Annotated in this window: 22 protein-coding genes and 1 tRNA gene; 12 read left to right on the forward strand and 11 right to left on the reverse strand. The window is 66.1% G+C overall.

What is annotated here, in order from left to right; translation table 11 throughout:
- Positions 1-4: 4 nt before the first annotated feature.
- The 3 genes from ACN0S5_RS07140 to dgcN all read right to left on the reverse strand — a co-directional run bounded on the left by ACN0S5_RS07140 (position 5) and on the right by dgcN (position 3,074).
- The gene (locus tag ACN0S5_RS07140) at positions 5-868 is read right to left on the reverse strand and encodes a D-amino-acid transaminase (protein ID WP_417207373.1); all 864 of its coding nucleotides are present in this window, start codon (positions 866-868) and stop codon (positions 5-7) included.
- A gap of 79 nt (positions 869-947) precedes the next feature.
- Positions 948-1,913 carry an N-acetyl-D-Glu racemase DgcA gene (dgcA, locus tag ACN0S5_RS07145; protein ID WP_417207374.1) on the reverse strand — a complete coding sequence of 322 codons (966 nt, stop codon included), beginning with the start codon at positions 1,911-1,913 and terminating at the stop codon, positions 948-950.
- 159 nt (positions 1,914-2,072) lie between these two features.
- Complete coding sequence (gene dgcN / locus ACN0S5_RS07150) at positions 2,073-3,074, reverse strand: N-acetyltransferase DgcN (protein WP_417207375.1); 1,002 nt, start codon at positions 3,072-3,074, stop codon at positions 2,073-2,075.
- A 220-nt stretch (positions 3,075-3,294) separates the two neighbouring features.
- Here dgcN and ACN0S5_RS07155 point away from each other — a divergent pair, with 220 nt between their 5' ends.
- Both ACN0S5_RS07155 and ACN0S5_RS07160 read left to right on the forward strand, forming a co-directional pair.
- Positions 3,295-4,812 carry a hypothetical protein gene (locus tag ACN0S5_RS07155; protein ID WP_417207378.1) on the forward strand — a complete coding sequence of 506 codons (1,518 nt, stop codon included), beginning with the start codon at positions 3,295-3,297 and terminating at the stop codon, positions 4,810-4,812.
- A 183-nt stretch (positions 4,813-4,995) separates the two neighbouring features.
- Positions 4,996-5,955 carry an L-malyl-CoA/beta-methylmalyl-CoA lyase gene (locus tag ACN0S5_RS07160; RefSeq protein WP_417207380.1) on the forward strand — a complete coding sequence of 320 codons (960 nt, stop codon included), beginning with the start codon at positions 4,996-4,998 and terminating at the stop codon, positions 5,953-5,955.
- Positions 5,956-6,006: 51 nt separating this feature from the next.
- Here ACN0S5_RS07160 and ACN0S5_RS07165 read toward each other — a convergent pair whose 3' ends face one another.
- The 4 genes from ACN0S5_RS07165 to ACN0S5_RS07180 all read right to left on the reverse strand — a co-directional run bounded on the left by ACN0S5_RS07165 (position 6,007) and on the right by ACN0S5_RS07180 (position 7,733).
- Complete coding sequence (locus ACN0S5_RS07165) at positions 6,007-6,267, reverse strand: hypothetical protein (protein WP_417207381.1); 261 nt, start codon at positions 6,265-6,267, stop codon at positions 6,007-6,009.
- On the reverse strand, positions 6,264-6,818 hold the full coding sequence (locus ACN0S5_RS07170; RefSeq protein WP_417207384.1) for a hypothetical protein: 555 nt from the start codon (positions 6,816-6,818) through the stop codon (positions 6,264-6,266). The genes ACN0S5_RS07165 and ACN0S5_RS07170 overlap by 4 nt, the downstream gene beginning before the upstream one ends.
- A complete protein-coding gene (locus ACN0S5_RS07175; RefSeq protein ID WP_417207386.1) occupies positions 6,815-7,201 on the reverse strand; it encodes a GerW family sporulation protein in 387 nt (128 codons plus the stop codon). The genes ACN0S5_RS07170 and ACN0S5_RS07175 overlap by 4 nt, the downstream gene beginning before the upstream one ends.
- 79 nt (positions 7,202-7,280) lie before the next feature.
- Positions 7,281-7,733, reverse strand: coding sequence for an Lrp/AsnC family transcriptional regulator (locus ACN0S5_RS07180; protein ID WP_417207389.1), 453 nt, complete (start codon positions 7,731-7,733; stop codon positions 7,281-7,283).
- A 72-nt stretch (positions 7,734-7,805) separates the two neighbouring features.
- On the opposite strand from ACN0S5_RS07180, the gene ACN0S5_RS07185 reads away from it, so the two are divergent.
- The 5 genes from ACN0S5_RS07185 to ACN0S5_RS07205 all read left to right on the forward strand — a co-directional run bounded on the left by ACN0S5_RS07185 (position 7,806) and on the right by ACN0S5_RS07205 (position 12,201).
- The gene (locus ACN0S5_RS07185) at positions 7,806-8,399 is read left to right on the forward strand and encodes a LysE family translocator (RefSeq protein ID WP_417207391.1); all 594 of its coding nucleotides are present in this window, start codon (positions 7,806-7,808) and stop codon (positions 8,397-8,399) included.
- A 392-nt stretch (positions 8,400-8,791) separates the two neighbouring features.
- Complete coding sequence (locus tag ACN0S5_RS07190; protein WP_417207393.1) at positions 8,792-9,754, forward strand: acetyl-CoA carboxylase carboxyltransferase subunit alpha; 963 nt, start codon at positions 8,792-8,794, stop codon at positions 9,752-9,754.
- A gap of 4 nt (positions 9,755-9,758) precedes the next feature.
- Positions 9,759-10,967: a hypothetical protein gene (locus ACN0S5_RS07195; RefSeq protein WP_417207395.1), complete on the forward strand. Its 1,209-nt coding sequence runs from the start codon at positions 9,759-9,761 to the stop codon at positions 10,965-10,967.
- Positions 10,968-11,052: 85 nt separating this feature from the next.
- Positions 11,053-11,766, forward strand: coding sequence for a cytochrome c biogenesis CcdA family protein (locus tag ACN0S5_RS07200; RefSeq protein WP_417207396.1), 714 nt, complete (start codon positions 11,053-11,055; stop codon positions 11,764-11,766).
- Between the two features lie 21 nt (positions 11,767-11,787).
- Entirely contained in the window at positions 11,788-12,201 is a 414-nt protein-coding gene (locus ACN0S5_RS07205; protein ID WP_417207398.1) for a thioredoxin family protein, read from the forward strand.
- A 63-nt stretch (positions 12,202-12,264) separates the two neighbouring features.
- On the opposite strand, the gene ACN0S5_RS07210 is transcribed toward ACN0S5_RS07205, so the two are convergent.
- The gene (locus ACN0S5_RS07210; RefSeq protein WP_417207400.1) at positions 12,265-12,912 is read right to left on the reverse strand and encodes a GntR family transcriptional regulator; all 648 of its coding nucleotides are present in this window, start codon (positions 12,910-12,912) and stop codon (positions 12,265-12,267) included.
- Positions 12,913-13,108: 196 nt separating this feature from the next.
- Here ACN0S5_RS07210 and ACN0S5_RS07215 point away from each other — a divergent pair, with 196 nt between their 5' ends.
- Entirely contained in the window at positions 13,109-13,594 is a 486-nt protein-coding gene (locus tag ACN0S5_RS07215) for a J domain-containing protein (RefSeq protein WP_417207402.1), read from the forward strand.
- Here the strand turns inward: ACN0S5_RS07215 and ACN0S5_RS07220 are convergent.
- Positions 13,591-14,280 (reverse strand): M48 family metallopeptidase, encoded by a 690-nt coding sequence (locus ACN0S5_RS07220; RefSeq protein WP_417207405.1) that lies wholly within the window; start codon positions 14,278-14,280, stop codon positions 13,591-13,593. The two genes, ACN0S5_RS07215 and ACN0S5_RS07220, sit on opposite strands and share 4 nt — an antisense overlap.
- Before the next feature lie 105 nt (positions 14,281-14,385).
- Between ACN0S5_RS07220 and ACN0S5_RS07225 the strand changes: the two genes are divergently transcribed.
- The 4 genes from ACN0S5_RS07225 to ACN0S5_RS07240 all read left to right on the forward strand — a co-directional run bounded on the left by ACN0S5_RS07225 (position 14,386) and on the right by ACN0S5_RS07240 (position 17,865).
- A complete protein-coding gene (locus tag ACN0S5_RS07225; protein WP_417207407.1) occupies positions 14,386-14,709 on the forward strand; it encodes a TIGR02300 family protein in 324 nt (107 codons plus the stop codon).
- Between the two features lie 194 nt (positions 14,710-14,903).
- Positions 14,904-14,979: transfer RNA gene (locus tag ACN0S5_RS07230), tRNA-Ala, on the forward strand.
- A 420-nt stretch (positions 14,980-15,399) separates the two neighbouring features.
- On the forward strand, positions 15,400-17,370 hold the full coding sequence (locus ACN0S5_RS07235) for a trypsin-like peptidase domain-containing protein (protein ID WP_417207409.1): 1,971 nt from the start codon (positions 15,400-15,402) through the stop codon (positions 17,368-17,370).
- A gap of 3 nt (positions 17,371-17,373) precedes the next feature.
- A complete protein-coding gene (locus ACN0S5_RS07240; protein WP_417207411.1) occupies positions 17,374-17,865 on the forward strand; it encodes a DUF6653 family protein in 492 nt (163 codons plus the stop codon).
- A gap of 14 nt (positions 17,866-17,879) precedes the next feature.
- On the opposite strand, the gene ACN0S5_RS07245 is transcribed toward ACN0S5_RS07240, so the two are convergent.
- Together ACN0S5_RS07245 and ACN0S5_RS07250 are read right to left on the reverse strand one after the other, a co-directional pair.
- Complete coding sequence (locus ACN0S5_RS07245) at positions 17,880-18,197, reverse strand: hypothetical protein (protein ID WP_417207414.1); 318 nt, start codon at positions 18,195-18,197, stop codon at positions 17,880-17,882.
- Between the two features lie 5 nt (positions 18,198-18,202).
- Positions 18,203-18,970, reverse strand: a complete 768-nt coding sequence (locus ACN0S5_RS07250) for a sulfite exporter TauE/SafE family protein (protein ID WP_417207416.1) — start codon at positions 18,968-18,970, stop codon at positions 18,203-18,205.
- Positions 18,971-19,192: the final 222 nt, after the last annotated feature.

The following is a 19,192-nucleotide window of genomic DNA, read 5'->3' on the forward strand; positions in this document are numbered from 1 at the left end:
CGGGTCAGATCGCGGCTTTGCGGCTTTCGTCCAGATAGATTTCGCGCAGGCGCAACGCGCGCGGCCCCGGCGTACCAGCGCCCAGCGCAACGCCGTCGATCTCGACCACCGGCATCACAAAGGTCGAGGCGGAGGTGATGAATGCCTCATCCGCGCCTTGCGCCTCTGCGATGGTGAAATTGCGCTCTTCGACCTCCATCTGGGCCTCTTGGGCAAAACGCAGCACGGCGGCGCGGGTGATCCCGTGCAGAATGTCGTTGGACAGGGCGCGGGTGACGATCTTATTGCCCTTGATGAAATAGGCGTTGTTGCTGGTGCCCTCGGTGACAAAGCCGTCCTCGACCAGCCATGCATCGTCGACACCGGCCTTCTTGGCCATCATCTTGCCCATCGAGGGATACAGCAGTTGCACCGTCTTGATGTCGCGGCGGCCCCAGCGCTGATCCTCGATCGAGATCACCTTGATGCCCTTTTGCGCAGCCGGACTGTCGGCAAGGCCCGGCTTGTTCTGGGTGAACAGAACGATGGTGGACGGGGTGACGTCCGGGTCGGGAAAGGCAAAGTCGCGGTCATCCGGCGCGCCACGGGTGATCTGAAGGTAGATCAGGCCATCGGTGATCTCATTGACGTCCACCAGTTCGCGGTGGATCTCCAGCAATTCGTCCATGGTGACCGGCGCGCGCATGTCCAGCTCAGACAAGGACCGTTGCAGGCGGGTGGCGTGGCCGCCGAAATCGATCAGCTTGCCGTCAAGGACAGAGGTGACCTCATAGACGCCGTCGCCCATCAGAAAGGCGCGGTCAAAGATCGAGACCTTGGCCTCATGCTCGGGCAGGTAGTCTCCGTTGACGTAAACGGTGCGGGTCATGGGCGGGGTCCTCGGGCAATGCGTTTTTTGTGTTGTAGGCAGGCACCGGACCCGCCGCAAGCCTTGGCCGCGGCCCCTGTCAGCCCCACAGCGCCGGTTCCGGCGGGTGGACGCCGTCGGCGTCGTAGCGCAGCGGTGTGTCGCGGTCCTGGGCCAACAGCAATGGGCCGTCCAGATCGGTCACCATCGCGCCCTGTGCCAGCATCACCGCCGGGGCCATCGCCAGCGATGACCCCACCATGCAACCCACCATGAGGTCATAGCCCTCGGCCAGCGCGGCCGTGCGCAGGGCCAGCGCCTCTGTCAGCCCGCCGGTCTTGTCCAGCTTGATGTTGACCACGTCATATTTGCCCTTCAGCGCCGATAGGGAGGCGCGGTCATGACAGCTTTCGTCGGCGCAGACCGGCACCGGGCGGTCCATCCCGACCAGCGCGGCGTCCTCACCGGCGGGCAAAGGCTGTTCCACCAGCGCCACCCCCAGCCGCAGCAGATGCGGGGCCAGATCGGCGTAGACGGCGGCGCTCCAGCCCTCATTGGCGTCGACGATGATCCGCGATCGGGGCGCGCCGCGCCGCACCGCTTCCAGCCGGGGCATGTCATCGGGGGTGCCCAGCTTGATCTTCAGCAAGGGGCGCGCCGCATGGCGCCGCGCCGCCGCCTCCATGTTATCAGGTGTGTCCAGCGACAGGGTATAGGCGGTCCGTTCCGGCCCCGGCGCGGGCAGCCCGGCCAGATCCCAGACCCGGACACCCGCCGCCTTGGCCTCCAGATCCCACAGCGCGCAATCCACCGCGTTGCGCGCCGCCCCGGCGGGCAGCGCCTCTTGCAGATCGGCGCGGGAAATCGCCTCGGGCAAGCCAACGATCTCTGCCGTCACGCTGTCCAGCGTTTCGCCATAGCGCGCATAGGGCACGCATTCGCCCCAGCCAGACACACCGCCCCGCGTCACCCGCACCGTCAGCACATGCGCCTCGGTCCGGCTGCCGCGCGAGATGGTAAAGGCCTCGGCCAGTTTGAACACGTCTCGCGATACGCTGATGGTCATCTCTGCGGCTCCTGTTTCTTCTCTGTCAAAAATACCCTAATGCCGCCCCCGTCAACACGCGCCCCCGCCCGACACGACGCGCCCTGCGGGATGGTGGGTGGGGCGATGTTGCCGCAGGCGACGAGCGTCCGGCCAAAGGCCGGCCCGCCCGCCATCCCGCTAGAGCGCGGCCAGCGCCTCGGCCAGACGTTCGGCACCGTGGCGGAAGGGGTCGACCGTCGGCAGACCCAGCCGCGCCTCGACCTCGGCGCAATAGCTGACCGCCTCATCCGCGCCCATGTGCTGGGTGTTGATCGACACGCCGACAACCTGACAGCCGGGATTGGCCACCTTCGACAAGGCCAGCGACAGGTCGCGCACCTCTTCGAGCGAGGGCAGGGCATAGCCGGGCAGACCGCGCATATGGGTGCGCGTCGGCTCATGGCACAGGATCAGCGCGTCGGGCTGGCCGCCGTGGATCAGCGCCAGTGTCACCCCGGAAAAACTGACGTGGAACAGGCTGCCCTGCCCCTCGATCACATCCCAGTGGTCGGCGTCGTTGTCCGGCGTCAGGTATTCGATCGACCCGGCCATGAAATCCGCCACCACCGCGTCCAGCGGCACGCCGTCGCCGGTGATCAGGATGCCGGTCTGGCCCGTCGCCCGAAACGTGCTGTTCATGCCGCGCGCGCGCATCGCCTTGTCCAGCGCCAGTGTCGTGTACATCTTGCCCACCGAACAGTCGGTGCCCACCGCCAGCACGCGCTTGCCGGTGCGCTTGGTGCCGTCGGCAATCGGATAGTCGACCTCTGGCACGCGCACGTCATGCAGGGCGCGGCCTGTCGCCTCTGCCACGGCTTTCAGGTCCGCCTCGGCGCGCAACAGGTTGTGCAGGCCAGAGGCAAGGTCCAGCCCCTCTTCCAGCGCCGCCACCAAGACCTTTTTCCACGCCTTGCTGATCTTGCCGCCGCGATTGGCCACGCCGATCACCAGCGTCTTGGCCCCTGCCGCCTTGGCCTCTTCCAAGGTCATGTCGGGCAGGCCCAGATCGGCCTTGCAGCCCTCCATCCGGAACTGACCGACACAGTTCTCGGGCCGCCAGTCGCGGATGCCCTGCGCCACCTTGGCCGCCAGCGGATCGGGCGCATCGCCCAGAAAAAGCAGATAGGGTGTCTTGATCATTCCGGTCTCCATGTCCCCATTTTTGACGAGTTTGCACGAGTCGCCCTGCAACGCGCTTGTTTTCCACCGAATTGCAGGCGGCATTCTCGAAGATTCATCCGCAAACCGGCGATTTTGCCGAAGAACTGTGCAGGCACCCCCTTGCCCGTCCGGTTGTGCGAATGGCCGTTCTCTTTTAGCCTCCTTGCCCAATTGTCATTGAAACATCAGAAGGTTGAATATGTCGAACAGCCATTTCCCCCGATTTGCAGCAGGGTTGCTGACCGCCGCCGGGCTTGCCCTTGCCTTGGCCGCGCCTGCCTCTGCTGCCCAGTTTCTGGATGGCGGCGATGCCGATCTGGGCTGCATCCTGACCGTTCAGGGCCCGATCCGATCCGGGGATGCCGATGGATTTCGGGCCGCGCTCGACCGGGTTGTCGGCGATCCCTATGCCGGGGAAAGCGATTTCCTTGATCGCTGGGATCAGGTGGGCGGGCTTGCCGTGCCGCGCATTTGCCTCGACAGCCCCGGCGGCTCTTTGGCAGAGGCGCTCAAGATGGCGGATGTGCTGGCCGATCCCGGTGGAGACAACCGCTATCTCTACAGCGGAATCGGCACCGCAATCGCGCGCGACGCCACCTGTTATTCCGCCTGTGCGGTCCTGTTCATGGCCGGCGGCGTGCAAAGCGAAAGCTCTGGCGGGCGGCTGCCCAACCGTGTCCTGCATGCGCAGGGGTTGCTGGGGTTTCACGCGCCCGGCTTGACGATCGCAGATGGCAATTACTCTGCCGAGGCGGTCGACCGCGCCTTTGCCATTGCCGTGCGGTCCATCGGAGAGCTGAGCGACCGTCAGGGCAAGATACGCTTTCCGGCCACGCTGATGAACCGCATGGTCGCCACGCCGCCGCAGGACATGTATGTGCTGCAAACCGTGGGCGAAGCGTCGCAATGGATGATCGACATCGCCGGGCTGCCCTATCCGGCCAAGGTGTCGCGTGGCCATTTCGTCAATGCCTGCCTGAACGCGCAGCCCGGTTTGCGGCCCTCCACGGGCTATTATCAGATCTACGCCACTCGCCACGATGGCGCGGGCCGCGATTTTTTCTCGGGGCGGCGGCTTGGGGATTACTCGGGCAGCCTGCTGTCGCGGCACTACGGACGCGGAGAGGCAGAGATCGCTTTGGGCAGGTCCGGTGATTTCGGCGATGCCAGTTTTGTCAGTGACCCTGATCCGGCCGAGGACGGGTTGAATTGCGAGGTGGGTTTTGGCGGACGCTGGCCGATGGAAACCCCCATGCGCGGCAATACACGGCGGCTGAGCGTCTCCTTTTTGCGCGGCGATGCCATGGCGTTGGATCAGGCCGCCCTGTATCCGCCGTGGACCCGTTTCGCCGAGCTGGCCGCCCGGCATGGATCGGGCGCGTTGCCCGCCGACGCCACGGTCTGGACCGACCGCCGCAGCCTGACGACGCGCTGTCTGGTGTATAATTCCGCCGATCAAAAGACCGACGATGACCCCTGCGATGCGATGGAATCCGCCGTGTTCACAGGGGACGGCACGATGCAGGTCACGGTGGAATTCACCTGGCCCAGCGGCGCCAGCACAGTGGTCGAAATGGACGGTACCGGCCCCCGGATCAACGGCAACAGCGCGACTGTGCCCTATATCGAGGGTGTCTACGACATTTCGGACCACATGCAGTGCCTGCGCAACAGCCGGTCCGGCAATGCATTCTGCTTTGACATGCGGGCCTATTGATCGGTCATGTGTCCCGCCCTGGCGGGGCACGTCGGTGATGGATTGACCGTGACGGACAACCGCCTGTGAGCTTGGCTCACGGGCGCATCTTTCTGCACCTGCAAAAAGACCTTGCGGGCCGCCGCGCAGTTTTATAACTCGTAGGCCAAGGTATACGCAATTTTCTGACCGAGAGGCCCTGCAATGTCCTTCCGCATCCAGCCCCCTGCCCCCGCCTGCCCGAACCGCTGCCAGTTGTTCGGCCCCGGATCGCGCCCGGCGATCTTTGAAAAGATGGCCGCCAGCGCCGCCGACGTCATCAACCTAGACCTTGAGGATTCGGTGGCCCCCTCGGACAAGGACAGCGCGCGCGCCAATGTCATCAAGGCGCTGGCGGACATCGACTGGGGCAAAAAGACCCTGTCGGTGCGCATCAACGGGCTGGACACGCCCTATTGGTATCGCGACGTGGTGGACCTGCTGGAACAGGGCAGCGACCGGCTGGACCGGATCATGATCCCCAAGGTCGGCTGCGCCGGGGATCTCTATGCCGTCGACGCGCTGGTGACTGCCATTGAACGCGCCAAGGGCCGCGAAAAAGCGCTGAAATTCGAGGTCATCATCGAAAGCGCCGCGGGCATCGCCCATGTCGAGGAAATCGCCGCCGCCTCGCCCCGGCTGGAGGCGATGAGCCTTGGCGCCGCCGACTTTGCCGCCTCGATGGGGATGGCGACCACCGGCATCGGCGGCACGCAGGAAAACTATTACATGTATCGCGACGGCCAGAAACATTGGTCCGACCCGTGGCACTGGGCGCAGGCCGCGATTGTCGCCGCCTGCCGCACCCATGGTGTGCTGCCGGTCGACGGGCCGTTTGGCGATTTCTCCGACGACGAAGGGTTCCGCGCGCAGGCGTTGCGGTCGGCGACGCTGGGCATGGTCGGCAAATGGGCGATCCACCCGAAACAGGTGGCCCTGGCGAATGAGGTCTTCACCCCGTCAGAGGCAGCGGTGAACGAGGCGCGCGAGATCCTTGCCGCGATGGAAGAGGCCAAGGCCAAGGGCGAAGGGGCCACCGTCTACAAAGGGCGGCTGGTCGATATCGCCAGCATCAAGCAGGCCGAGGTAATCGTGCGCCAGTCCGAGATGATCGCCAGTCAGTGAGTTGGCCAGCGGGCGCCACACCTTGCGGGGCGGCGCCCGCCCCCAATGACATCACACGCGACCCCCCGCTGCGGCGCGCAGCCGGGCGGGACTGCCGGGACAGAGCCCCTCAAGGGCGGCCTCGGAGATCGGCGTGCCGTCGCCTTCGAAGGCCAACAGCCTCTTTCCGTCGAAAACCGCCACCGCCACCGGCGTTTTGACACCGGCACCACGACAGCCGCCGTTCCGCGCCACCATTTGCACCCCACTCGCGACCACCGCGCAGATCCAGACGTCGCCCACGCGGCGCGGGCCTTCCAGAGCATGGCTCATGGCGCTTTCCTCCAGATCGTCCAGCCAAAGCGCATCAGCGGCGGCACTAGCGCCAGCGGCGTGACGCTCAGCACCCCCTCTGCGCGCCCTTCGAGATGCGGACCCGAGAACTCTGGCACCACGTCTATCGCGGCGACCCCGGCGGGGAGCCCATACCTCAACGGGCACAGCGCCCCGAACAGGTGGCCCGTGTCCGCCGGATCGGCCAGCCCGACAATGCCCTGCACCCGCAACCGACGGATGCGGATACATCCCAGAACCTCCATGATCAGCTTCAGGATGGCCCCTGCCGGAGGCCGCGACTCCGATGGTGTACCCTGCTTTTTCTGCGCCGCTTTCCGCTTTGGCCCGGGCAGTCGCCAGCTATCGACCAGCGCAATACCGGGCGCATGGCCGTCCAGCAGCACCAGCCGGAGTCGCATCCGCGCGCGCCCCTCGTATTCGGCAAGGAACTGGACCTGCACCGGCAGGGCCAGCAGCAGGACGCCCAGCAGAAAGAGCACAGTGACCAGAGCCAGAACGGCCCATAGCACTGGCGGAACCCAGCTCACGCCTCTGTGTCTTTATCGCCCCTGTCCCGATTGCCCCTGTCCCGGTCGACTGCGGCAATCACCTTTCCGGCGACCTCGGTGACTGCGGCGGCAAGGCTGTTGGCCGCACCCTTGACCGCCTCGACCCGCGCGCCGTTCTGATCGATGATGATTGCGCCCAGCGGCTTGATGCCGCCGCCCGCGCCGGTGCCGGCCCCCGACCCCTTGCCAGAGTCCGTGCCCGTGCCGCCCCCTGCCCCGAATCCGAATCCGAATCCGTAGCTGACAATGGGGATCACGGTCGCGCCATCACGCTCGATCGGATCCCCCAGCACGTTCTTGGCATTCAACAGTTTTTCAAGCTCTTCGACGGTGCCTTTAAGCAGGCGTTCCACATCGTCCATCGGGACCTCCGGTTTTGACGGTTGCGTCTGGTGTTCCCCGCCAGACTACCCCAGCCACAAAACGCGGCCTTGATGTGCGTCAGGCCCTTTCATCCTTCGGAGAGCCCATCACGACATAGGATGTCAGCATATGCACCTGCGGCAGCGCCCCGAGGATCTCTGTGTGAAAATGTTTGTAGGCGATCAGGTCGGCCACCTCGACCCGCAGCAGGTATTCCACCGGCCCGGTGACATTGTGGCACTCGCGCACCTGCGGGGCCGCCGCCATGGCCCGCTCAAACGCCTCCTGCGCGGGTTTGGTGTGCTGGTTCAGCCCCACGGTGATGTAGGCGGTAAAGCCGATGCCGGTTTTCTCGGCGCTCAGGACCGCGCGATAGCCACGGATCACACCCGTCTTTTCCAACACCGCCGTGCGGCGCAGACAGGCCGAGGGGGACAGCCCCACGCGCTCGGCCAGCGCCAGATTGCTCAACCGCCCATCGGCAGCAAGTGCACGCAATATCTTGCGGTCTATGGTATCCAGATCGGTCATTAAGTGTGAGTTTAAGCCAATGGCGCTGCAAATCGCAATTTCATGCCGCAGAAAAAGGGCAACTGTTGTGCCATGACACCTGATCTCCTCTTCGCGCTTGCGCTGTTTGCCGCCGCCACGGTGTTCTCGCCGGGGCCGAACAACCTGATGCTGATGACCTCGGGGGCGAATTTCGGCCTGCGCCGGTCGCTGCCGCATCTGGCGGGGGTCGCCTATGGCTTTCCGCTGATGATCCTGCCGGTGGGCCTGGGCGTGATGCAGGTGTTCGAGATCTGGCCAGCGGCGCAGATGGGTCTCAAGGTGGTCTCGGTCGTCTATCTGCTGTGGCTGGCGTGGAAAATCGCCCATCAGGCCGCCCCCGGAGAGGCCCGCGCAAATGCCCGCCCGCTCAGCTTTGTGCAGGCCGCCGCCTTTCAATGGGTCAACCCAAAGGCGTGGTCGATGGCGCTGGGGGCGATCACGCTCTATGCTGCCAGCCGCGATCTGGTTGCTGTGGCATGGGTCTCGGCCACCTACGCGGTGATCGGCACGGTCTCTGCGGCCACCTGGACCATCCTTGGCACCGGATTGCGGCGCTGGCTGGCGGACCCGCGCCGCCTGCGCGTCTTCAACTGGACCATGGCGGCGCTGCTTTTGGCCGCGATGGTGCCGGTGGTGCTGGGCTGAGACACCCGCGCCGGGGTCTCGATCAAGACCGGCCCCAGACCGACCGACACCTCGAAACCGGCCCGCTTTGGCCGCCGCCGCCACCGCCCCGGCGCGGCTGCGCATGTCGGGCGCCGCCCCATCGGCAGGGTCGCCATCCGCCGCGCCGTGCAGTCCGGGATTTCAGGGGCATACACATGCGGATCGCCCCGTCAGGGCGTCGGGGACAGCGGATCGGGGCGCAGCCGATCCACAAAGGACTGCCGCTTCTTCGGTTTCTTCTCTGTTCAAATACCCCTCTTCCACGCTGCGTCGCGGTCCGCCCTTTGCATGACGCGGACCCGGTCGACCTATCTTGTTTTATTGCATCCCGAACGCGGCGAGGTCATATAGCGCCGTGCAAGGAGACGCCGATGACCCATTACCTCGACTTCGAAAAACCGCTGGCCGACATCGAAGGCAAGGCCGAAGAACTGCGCGCCATGGCCCGGCAGAGTGAGGACATGGATGTCGAGGCAGAGGCCAGGGCGCTGGACGGCAAGGCCAAGACGCTGCTCAAGGACCTGTATGGCAAGCTGACCCCGTGGCGCAAATGTCAGGTCGCGCGCCATCCCGAGCGCCCCCATTGCAAGGATTACATCGAGGCGCTGTTCACCGAATTCACGCCGCTGGCCGGCGACCGCAACTTTGCCGAGGACGACGCGGTCATGGGCGGTCTGGCGCGGCTGGATGACCGCGCGGTCATGGTGATCGGTCACGAAAAAGGCCATGACACCACGTCGCGCATCACCCGCAACTTTGGCATGGCCCGGCCCGAGGGCTATCGCAAGGCACTGCGGCTGATGGACATGGCCGACCGGTTCGGCCTGCCGGTGGTCACCTTGATCGACACGCCCGGCGCCTATCCCGGCAAGGGGGCCGAAGAGCGCGGCCAATCCGAGGCCATCGCCCGCGCGACCGAGAAATGCCTGCAAATCGGCGTGCCGCTGGTCTCGGTGATCATCGGCGAAGGCGGCTCTGGCGGGGCGGTGGCCTTTGCCACCGGCAACCGCGTGGCGATGCTGGAACACGCGGTCTACTCGGTGATCTCGCCCGAGGGCTGCGCCTCGATCCTGTGGAAAGACGCCGACAAGATGCGCGAGGCCGCCGAGGCGCTGCGCCTGACCGCGCAGGACCTGCACCAACTGGGTGTCTGCGACCGGGTCATCCCCGAACCGCTGGGCGGCGCGCACCGCGCACCGGAGACCGCGATCAATGCGGTCCGCACCGCGCTGAACGGCCTGCTGAACGATCTTGAGGGCATGAGCCGAGCGGATCTGATCCGCGCGCGGCGGGACAAGTTCCTGAACATGGGCTCCAAGGGACTGGCGGCCTGATCCGATGCTTGTCGGGCTGGACCGGGTGGACTGGACCCGCCTGAACCACGGTCACGGACCGGCCACCGATGTCCCCGCCGCCCTGCGGGCGCTGGCGCTGGGCGGGGCATCGCAGGCCGCCCGCGCGCTGGCGATGCTGAACGCCACGCTGTGCCCTCAGGGCCGCCTGTACACCGGCACCGTCGCGGCGATCCCGTTTCTGGCGGAACTGGCGCAGCGCCCCGGCCCAAATGTGCCCGGCCTGCTGCACCTGCTGCGCGCCATCGCCGAACCGGCCTGTACGCGGATGCTGACGCAGGAACAGACCACCGGCGACCGCTACGCCGAGGCGGTCAAGGCAGACGCCGCGCAATCAAAGGCCGAGCGGGTCCGCAACGCCGCCCTGGGCCTCTCCCCCCGGATCGAGGCAGAGTGCCACGCGGGTGTCGCCAAGGCGTTGCCCGACCTTGTGCCGCTGTTGACCAGTGATACCCCGGCGCAGGTGGCGGCGCTGCTGATGCTGTTGGCCGAGGCTCCGGCGGCGTGGACCGACAGCGCGCCGCGCATCGCCGCCGCCATCGACCGGACCGGCGTGCCTGCGGTGCAACGCGCGGGCCTGGCGGCGCTGGGCCGCCTTGCCCGCTCGGTCGAGGCGGGCCCCGCCGACCCGCTGCTGCGGTGCTGGCTTGCGCCGGGGCCGATGTTGTCGCTGCGGGCCGAGGCGGGTCTGTCGATGACCGTACAGGAAACCGCCCGTGGCGCGGTTCTGCTGGAGGCCCTGCACCGCGCCGGAGAGATATACCAATCGGACAGGACGGACCGCGACGTGTTTCCGCGCCCCGGCTGGACGGTGGACAGGGTCGCGGCCTGCCTCTCGCGTTGGCGCGGAGACGCGGCCCACCGCACCCGGACGGCAACGGCAATCATGGCCGCCCTGCCGCAGGCGCGGACGGCGGGCGCCACAAGCACCGGGCTGATCCGCGCCTTGCTGGCCACCCTTGCGGCGGGCGCCCCGATCGAGGGGCTGTTCCGGGGCCGCCGCCGGTCCCTGTTGACGGACCTTGACCGGCAGGCCTTGCAGGCCATCGCCGCGTTTGCCGACTGGACTGACGGCGAGACGCGCAACGACGCCTTCGCCAGCCTGATGCGCCGCTGCGGGCTGCCCGACACCGCCCCCGGCCTTGCGCAATACGCCACCCGGCCCGGCGCGCTTGCGCGGCTGTTGCGGCGCTGAGCCGTAATATTTCCCCACGCTAGAGTGATGCCCCGTCAGGGCATCGTAGGGTGACAGGGCGCGGGACTCTGGCAATATCGCAGCCATGGAATTGATATTCGCATATGGCGCGGGCCTGCTGACGCTGATCAACCCCTGCGTGGTGCCGGTGCTGCCGATTGTCATCGCCACCGCATTTCAAGCCAGCCGCCTCGGGCCGCTGGCGATGGCCGCCGGGCTGAGCCTGTCGTTTGTCGTGCTGGGGCTGGGGATCACCGCCTTTGGCCATTTGCTTGGCTTGGACATCGACACGGTCGCCAAGGCGGGGGCGGTGCTGATGGTGCTGTTCGGACTGGCGCTGTTGCTGCCGCAGGGGGCGGCGCTGATGGCAACCGCCACCGCCGGTCTGTCGGCCCGCGCCGATGCGCAGATGGACCATGTGGACCGCAGCGGGCTGCGCGGGCAGTTCCTTGGCGGGATGCTGCTGGGCGCGGTCTGGAGCCCCTGTATCGGCCCGACGCTGGGTGGCGCGATCTCGCTTGCCAGTCAGGGACAGAGCCTGGGCTGGGCGGCGCTGATCATGGTCTTCTTTGCGCTGGGGGTGTCAACGCTGATCCTTGGGCTGGCCTATGGCACCCGCGGCGCGATTGGCCGCCACACCGCACAGATGCGCGCGCTGGCGATCCGCGCCCGCCCGATCCTTGGCGCAATGTTCGTGGCCGTCGGACTCGCGCTGTTTTTCAACCTGCACCATCCGATCGAGGGGTGGCTGGTCGGCGTCTTGCCCGCCTGGCTGATCGACCTCTCGGTTGCCCTTTGACCCTCACAAGGAGACAGATCCATGGACCGTCGCAAATTTCTGACCCTCACCGCAGGCAGCGCCCTTGTCCTGCCCCTTGCCGCCGCCGCCGCCCCGCTGGGCTATACTCCCGGACTGGTGACAAGCCGTCTGGGCATGGGAGAGACGGTGTTCCTGGACTTCAAGGCAAGCTGGTGTTCGACCTGCGCCGCGCAGGACCGGGTGATCAAGGCGCTCAAGGACAAGAACGCCGCCTACGAGCAGCACATTACCTTTATCGACGTCGATTGGGACGCCTACGGCAAATCCGAACTGGCAAGGTCGTTGCGCATTCCGCGCCGGTCAACGCTGGTGGTGCTGAAAGGCGAGCAAGAGTTGGGCCGCATCGTCGCCCAGACCTCACGCGCGTCGATCAAGGGGCTGATGGACACCGCCCTGGGGGCCGCGATGGCCTGAGGGCGCGCGCCGCCGCCGCCGAGATCGGCGGGGCGGCCCCCGGCGGGGGTGCGACCGGTGCGGTCAACCCGCCAGCATCCGCAACCCCTGCGTGACGTCCGAGCGCACCGCCAGCCGCAGTCCGGGTTCATCCCCGGCATTGAGCGCCGCAATGATCAACCGGTGATATTGCGGCGGCTCTGACCGCCGCAGCCGCCCGTAGAGCGCGCGCATCGTCGGCCCCAGTTGCAGCCAGACGGTTTCCGCCATGGCCAGCATCGCCGGGGCCTGGGCGCGCAGGTACAGCGTGCGGTGAAATTCCAGATTGGTGCGGATATAGCCCACCGAATCGCGGTTCGACACCACGTCGGCGATGCTGGCGTTGATGGTCTGAAGCCGCTCTATCAGCGCGATATGCGCCCGTGGCAGCGCGCGGGAGGCCAGTTCCACCTCGATCAGCGCCCGCAGGGCTGCCAGTTCCTCGATCCGCTCGTTCGACAGTTCAGGTGTCGAGACCCGCCCCGAGGACGACATTTGCAGCGCCCCCTCGGCGACCAGCCGGTTCACCGCCTCACGCGCGGGCGTCATCGAAACGCCGAATTCGCGGCCCAGCCCGCGCAGGGTCAGCGCCTGACCGGGCGCGATCTGGCCGTGCATGATCCGCGTGCGCAACCCGCGATAAACGCGGTCATGGGCCGAAGCGGCGACATCTGATCTGAGTGTTCCCTGCATGGTTTCTTTTGTGATCACGTTTCACGCGCGGGTCAATGCCATGCGGACGGGTCGCCCGACCGCGTCTTAACCTTCTGTTCAGAAACAAGCTGAAAATCATTCGCCGCGAATTTATATACATTTTAAGAGGCTTCGTCCGAATTGCCGGAAAGCACCGGCGAGGCCCGTCACACAGCACCGCCCCAGAGGTATCGCCATGACCCGCATCGCTTCGCAGCAGGCCTACGCCGTTCTTGGCGTGACGCCATTGGACGATTTCGCCACGATCCGAAAGGCCTGGGTGCGGCTGGTCAAGGAAAACCATCCCGACGCCCTTGGCGGCGACATCGAAACCGCGACCCGGCGGCTGTCGCGGATCAACGACGCCTACGACTCGTTGCGCTGGCACAACCCGGAAAAGCTGCGCATCCACAAGGCGCGCGAGGACAAGCGCCGACAGGAGGCCCGCGAAGAGCGCGCCCGGCAAGAGGACGCCCTGCGCGCGCGGCGGGCAAGATCCGCCAGCCGGGCAAGCGCGTGCCGCGACGCTGGCCCCTCCGGCACCCCGGACCGTCAAGCCACACCCGTTCCCGTCTTGCGGGAGGTTGGCAACCTGCTGGTCGACCACGCGCGGCGCAAATACAGGGAAGTGCAGAAGATCTGCGACCACGCCGCAGAGGCGGTCATGAGACGCGACGCCTAGTCGAACCGATAGCGGTGCAGTTCCGTGCCATGATCCTTCAGCCACTTGCGGGGCGCGCGCCAATCGCCATACAGCGCCTCCACCTGCCGCCAGAAGGCCGCCGAGTGGTTCATGTGGGCCAGATGCGCGACCTCATGCGCCGCCACGTAATCCAGAACCTCGGGGTGGCCCAGAATCAGCCGCCACGAATACATCAAGCCGCCGTCATGGGTACAAGATCCCCAGCGCGACCGCGTGTCCCGCAGTGTGAGGCGGCTATAGCCCCGTCCCAGCCGCGCCGCGTAGCGGTCTGACGCCTCGGACAGCCGGTCGCGCGCGCGCGTCCGCAGCCAGCCTTTCAGCCGTGCCGCCGCCTGTTGTTCCGGGCCGGGCACCAGCAACACTCCCGCCTCTTGCCGCACCGTGCGCCCCGAACCGCTGCGGATTTCATGCGGCACGCCCTCGACCGGCAGCCGCGCGCCCGGCCCCACCCTCACCGGGCCGGACACATCCGCCAGCTGGCCGCGCAGCCAGTCCTCCTTGGCGCGCAGAAAGGCGACGCCTTCTGCCTCTGGCACCGCGTTGGGCAGGGTCAGGGTCACCCGCCCATCCAGCCGCGAGACCCGCAGGCTCAGACGGCGGGCGCGCGCCGACCGGCGCAGCTGAACCGCGATCAATGGGTTGCCAGCCAAGGTAATCTGCCCCATATGCCCCTAGCCTCGCTCCCTGAGGTCAAAACTTTTGACATCCGCCAACTGATATGGCAGGGGGCATAGATTGTCGACAGACACAAGAGTTGAAGGGGATCACCCATGCCCAAGGAAGAATGGGGCACCAAGCGTGTCTGCCCCACCACCGGGAAACGGTTCTACGACCTGAACCGCAGCCCGATCATCAGCCCCTATACCGGCGAGGTGGTCAACCTCGAAACCGGTAAGCGCAGCATGATCGCGGCGGACTCCGCCGATGCGGCCAATCCGAAGACGAAGAAGGACGAAGAAGAGGCCGAACTGGTCGATGACGATGATGTCGGCGTCGAGCTTGAGGACGACGATGTCCTTGAGGACGAAGACGACGACGATGATGTGTCGCTGGACGAAATCGCCGACGTGGCAAGCGACGACGACGACTCCTGACGCAGGCCTTTTCGGGGTATGCACAAAGACGCCGGTCGGTTTTCCGCCCGGCGTTTTTCGTTGTGGGGACGGCCTTGGCCCGATCCGCCAGATGCGGCCGCGAAATTCTTCACCCGCCGCGATTTTCCGCTTGATCCCGTCGGCGGCATTGCGTAATCACCCCGGCACGACGCCGGTGGCGTCGCCCAGGGAACGGGGCCTTAGCTCAGCTGGGAGAGCGCTACAATGGCATTGTAGAGGTCAGGGGTTCGATCCCCCTAGGCTCCACCATTCCCTCCCACCCCCTTGAAAGTGAAGAAGCCCTCTGCATTTCAGGGCATTGGGTCAGGGCGACCGCTGCCCGGACTGGTGCCTTTTGTTGGGCGCAATCCACTTGCGACATGCGAACGACGGTGCAGGTCGCGCTGGCCGGTTCGGCGGCGCGGCCCTGCTTCGGCGACAGCGAAAGAGGCTGGCCCGACACGGTGGCCCGTTTTGCGTCACAGCCACACCAGAGGACGCTGCGCGCCGACGCCAAGCGGTATCGGCCCCGTGTAAATCGGCGCGAACGCGGATCTCGTCCGCGGGGCGCAAACCCACATGTTCAGGAGCTCCGGCGGGTCTCCGGGCAGCGTCGCCCGGCAAAGCACCGTTCACAGGCGGGCGAATTGACGGTATCCTTGCCCTGTTTCAACCGCATCCGGGGGCCACATGATCCGCCCGCTGCTTATTGCCTGTCTCTCCCTGATCCCGGCGGCCCCGCTTGGGGCGCAGGATCTCTTGGGTTTTGATGCCACACAGTTCGGGCGCACCGTCCTGACCCGCAAGCAGAGTTTCGGCAGCCCGGTGCCAGAGGTGGCGCTAGGCGCCTACAACAACGAACCCATCGCCACCTATTCGCCGAAATCGGTCTTTGCGCGCATGGGACGCGCGGTCGGGCGGCTGGACATCCTCACCGACAGCGGCGTCTTTCCCTGCACGGCGTTCATCGTCGGCAAGGCCACCTTGTTGACCAATTTTCATTGCGTGCCCGGTATCCTCGACAATCCCAAGACCGGCGCCACCCGGATCGAGGCAATCCAGTTTGTCGCCGGATACACCCGGCAAGGGGTCGAGACCGGAACCCGGCGCTATTTTGTCAGCGTCGAGCCGATCGAACGGAACCGCGATCTGGATTATGCGGTGCTGCGGGTGATCGGCGACCCGTCAGAGGACTTTGGCATGCTCGACCTGTCGACCCATGCGCCCGACGACGGCGATCCGTTCTGGATCATCGGCCATCCGATGGGCGAGGCGCAGCGTATCAGCCGCGAGAAATGCCGCGCCAACACCCCGGCCCTGACGGACAACCGGCTGCTGCACACCTGTGATACGCTGCCGGGCAATTCCGGCTCTCCGGTGATCGACGCCGCGTTGCAGGCGGTTGTGGCGCTGCATCATGCGGGGTCCGACCGCGATTCGGTGAATTTTGCCGTGCCCATGGGACTGATCCTTGCCCGGTCCGACATCCTGAAGGCCGCGCCTGTTGTCGCAGACTCGCCGCCCGTGAACACGGCCCCGGTGGCCCCGCCCTCGCGTGACATGAGCAAATTGCTGGACGAAGTTGCATCCATGGGCTTTCGCCTCGGCAAAGAGCGCGAGTCGCGGGAGAAAGCGCAGCAAGACCTTGCGCGGCTGCTTGCCGAACTGGAGGCGGCAAAGACAGGCTTGGCGGCCGCAGATGCGAAAGCCGCCCAACTCACCGACGAATTGCACAAAGCGCAAGACCGCGCCGCCCGCGTTCAGAAAGAGGTCGAAAGCCTGCGGGCCGCACTGGCAGAAAGTGAGGCGGGCCGCTCTGACACCCCCGACAAGCTGCGCGCTCTTGAGGATCAACTGGCGGCGGCGCTGGCCGCAAGACTGGCAACCGAGGCCAAGGCGCGCGACGCCCGTGAAAAGCTGGCCTTGACCGCAGATCGCGCCGCGCAGGCCGATGCGCATGTCGAGGCGCTGAACCAGAACGTCGCCACATTGCGCCTGCAACTGCGCGACTTGCAGGCGGCGCTGGACGATGCCAACGCGCGGGATGCCGTGGCGGCCGTGCGCCTTCAGAAGCTGGGTTCCGAACTCAACGCCGCCCTCGCCCGCGCCGCGCAGGAAGAGCGTCGGCGGCGTCTTGCGGAAGAAGCCCGGCGCAAACAGGCCGAAGCCATGACCGCGCGTCTGGAATCCGAGGCAAAGACCCTGAGCCTGTACCGCTCGGAGGTGAAGGGCCGACTGCGCGACGCGTTGGCCGGACAAAAAGGGGTAGAGTTCGCCGGAGACCGCTTTGTCCTGCCGAACCAAATGCTGTTCCGTCCCGGCTCTGCCGATCTCTCTGCGGCTGGGCAACGGGAGCTTGCAAAGCTTGCGGCGGTGCTGGCCGAGGTCGCAAACCGAATCCCGACGGACGTCGACTGGATCCTGCGCGTGGACGGCCATACCGACAATATCCCGATCCGCTCCGGCGGGGATTTCGCGGACAACTGGGACCTCAGTCAGGCACGCGCCCTGTCGGTCCTGCGCGCTTTGGTCGAGGGCGGATTTCCCGCGCACCGGCTTTCTGCCAACGGGTTCGGAGAGTTCCAGCCGCTTGACCCTGCGAATTCTGCCACCGCCCGCGCCCGCAACCGCCGCATCGAACTGTCGCTGACGGACCGTTAGAGCATGGACATCGGCCGCCTGACGGAACGCCTGATGGGTATGGATGACCGGACCTGGGCGCGCCATGCCAATCCCCTCAGCGGCTGGTCACGGGTTGTCATCCTGCCGCTGCTTGCGCTGGCGCTGTGGCTGCGCGGTGCGCTTGGCCTCTGGATCTGGGCCGCACTTGCCCTGCTGGTGCTCTGGACATGGCTCAACCCGCGCCTGTTCCCGGAACCCGCCACGCTGACCAGTTGGATGTCCCGCGGCGTACTGGGAGAGCGTGTCTGGCTGGCCCGCGGGCAGACACCGATTCCAGCCCATCACGCCCGCGCGGCCATGATCCTGAACGTCGTGGCCGGGATCGGTATCATACCGCTGGCGCTTGGCCTTTGGCGCTATGATCCGGGCCTTGTGCTGGCCGGTCTGGCGCTGACGATGGGCGGCAAGCTTTGGTTTCTGGACCGCATGGTCTGGCTGCATGCCGACATGACGCGGCCCGATGCCCGGACCTGAGATATGCCCCCCCGTCAGACCGAGGCGAAACAGCCCAGCGCGGGGCCATGCACGCCAATGTCCAGCGGCCCGAATACGCTGTCCACGCAAAGGCTGAAATACCCCGCTTTCGGCATGAACAGGACCGAATAGTCCCCGTCCGAGCGGGTCACGCTGTAGCAGGTCTGGGTCAGGCCGCCGCTGAATGTCACCGTGATTGGCCGGGGCCGCCGGACCCGCAGGCGGGCGAAATCCTCCAGCAACAGGCGGTCGCCACGGCCACGCACCGCAAAGCCCGCCAGTTCACCGTCCACCAGCCGCGTGACATGGGCCGAAAGATCGTCATCTGCCATGCGGTTCAGAGTAAGGCGCGGCGCACAAGGTTCAAGCCTGCAACCAGCAGCACCAGCAGCGTGGCCCGTCGAAAGGCCTTTTGGTCGATCCGGTCCTGCGCCTTGCGTCCGATCCACATGCCCAGCAGTGCCGGCGGCAACAACATCACCGACAGCCAGACCGTCTTTGCATTCAGCACGCCCGACCCGATATGCGCCAGTGTCAGCGCCACGGCGCCCAGCCCGTAGATCACCCCCTGCACCCGCATCTGCTCGCGCTTTTCGGTGCCCAGTGCGGTCAGGTAGGCCACTGTCGGCGGCCCCCAGACACCGGAAAAACCGCCGATGAACCCCGCAAATGCGCCAATCCCGAACTCCAGCCCCCGATGGCCGCCATCGGCCACCCGAGGCTGCCAGCCCGCCAGTTGCAGCAGCGCGAAAAAGGTGATCGGCCCGCCGATCATCAGCAGCAGAACCTGCGTCGGCACAATCGCCACCATTTGCGCGGACAACAGCAACATGACAAAGGCGACGCTCAGAAACAGCCGGAACCGCCGCACGGACTGCATCGCTGCCTGCGGTCCCTGCGCTAGGGCCTGCACGCCGTTGGAGACAAGCGTCGGCAGGATCAGTCCCGCCAGCGCCAGCTCGGGCGCGATCAGGCTGCCCAACCCCGAGATAAGGACCATCGGCATGGCAAATCCGACAAGCCCCTTGATAACACCGGACAGTGCCGCAATTCCAACGGCGCAGAGCAGGACAAAAGGGGTAAGATCAGCAAGGATTCCGGGCATGTTTTACGTCATAGCACGTGACCCAACGGCTGCACGCTGAATCTGAGTTGCGCAATAAATGATCACCGTTGATGCGTTCAACGTATTTTTGTTGCGCTGCACCTGCAAAGTAGCTAGGACCAACGGGACAGCGGACTTGGGGGGCTCCCCGGATATGCCGCACGGAAAAAAGAGATGCGCGTTGGCCATGCCCGGACCACCCCGACAGGGCCAGCGCAACAC

It is taken from the genome of Antarctobacter sp., assembly GCF_048262615.1.
Taxonomy (GTDB): domain Bacteria; phylum Pseudomonadota; class Alphaproteobacteria; order Rhodobacterales; family Rhodobacteraceae; genus Antarctobacter.